Origin of the sequence: Caloramator proteoclasticus DSM 10124 (assembly GCF_900129265.1) — a bacterium.
Classification (GTDB): Bacteria; Bacillota; Clostridia; order Clostridiales; family Caloramatoraceae; genus Thermobrachium; species Thermobrachium proteoclasticum.
Genome location: NZ_FQVG01000112.1, coordinates 1 through 1,428, shown reverse-complemented (window position 1 = coordinate 1,428; position 1,428 = coordinate 1). Strand labels below are relative to the sequence as shown.

Here is a 1,428-nt window from a genome sequence, read left to right as displayed (position 1 = left end):
CTAAAAGAAACTTTAGAAAATATGGAAGTTGAGATAGTAAACATAGACTATGATGAAATAAAGGTTAATGAGTTTTTCAGAATATGTGATGAAATTAAAAATGAAACTGAGTTTGAAAAAACACCTTCAAAGCTATGTGAATGGTGTGAATATAAAACTTATTGTGAAGGAGGAGAAACATATATGCTTTTACCTGAAAACAAAAGAAGGGACATAAAAATTGATGAAAACCCTGATATGTGGATTTATGCAGACAGCTATGTAGGAAAATCAACTTTTGTTGATAAGTTCCCTAACCTGTTATTTTTAAACACTGATGGGAATACAGATAACACAACATCTCCAATTGTAAAAATAGCAGATGAAGTAACATTTGAAGGAAGATTAAAGAAAGTAAAAATGGCATGGGAAGTGTTCCTTGATGTTATAACGGAGCTTGAGAGAAAAGATAATACCTTCGAAAAAGTATGCATTGATTTAATCGAGGACCTTTATGAACACTGCAGATTATATATGTATAAAAAACTTGGAATAGACCACGAGCAGGATGCTGGCTTTGGCAAAGGATGGGACATGGTTAGAACTGAATTTCTATCAGCAATAAAAAGGCTTAAAAATTTAGGATACCAAGTGATTTATATATCAAAAGAAATTAATACAGAAATAACATTAAAAAATGGAAACAAGCTAACAACAATAAAACCAAATATAAATGAAAAAATAGCCAATGTGTTAGCAGGAACCGTTGATTTAACAGTTAGAGCATATATGGATGGTGATGAAAGATATTTACTACTTGAAAAAAGTGAAAATATCTTCGGTGGTGGAAGATTTAACTTTAAAGTTCCGAGAGTAAAACTTGATAAAGATGAGTTTATTAAAGCACTTAAAGAAGCCCAAGGGTTTATTTTAGAAGAAGTATCATATGACAATGAAGATAAGAACAATGACCCAAATAATGAAATATCAAATGACGATGAACAAACAAAAATGAGCAGACGCTCAAGAAAATAAAAAGGAGGAAATAATTATGGCAAGCAAAAGTATTTTTGAAAAATTCGACAAGGAGTTTGACATTAAAGGATTAAAGGAAGATTTAAAGAATGTAGCATCAAATGAGGCAGAATACAAAGAAGTTCCTTTTGGAACGTATGAGGTAAAGATTGAAAAGATGGAACTTGTAGAATCAAAGACAGGAAAGCCTATGCTAACTTGCTGGATGAGGATATTAGAAGGAGAATATAAAAATTCAATTATATTCATGAACCAAGTTTTAAGCACTGCCTATGGAATACACACAGCTAATGAATTTTTAAGATCCCTTGATTCAGGGATTGAAGTAGAGTTTGAAAGCTTTTCACAATATAATGATTTAATACTTGATATTCATGAAGCAATTGATGGCAATTTAGAATATGCAGTTGAATA

At 30.9% G+C, this 1,428-nt stretch carries 2 protein-coding genes; both read left to right on the top strand.

The window, feature by feature from the left end:
* Window positions 1-1,014, top strand: a 1,014-nt coding sequence (locus BUB63_RS13100) for an AAA family ATPase (protein WP_159431481.1), incomplete at its 5' end; no start/stop codon positions are given.
* Window positions 1,015-1,030: 16 nt separating this feature from the next.
* On the top strand, window positions 1,031-1,428 hold a 398-nt coding region (locus BUB63_RS13095), incomplete at its 3' end, for a DUF669 domain-containing protein (RefSeq protein ID WP_073250468.1).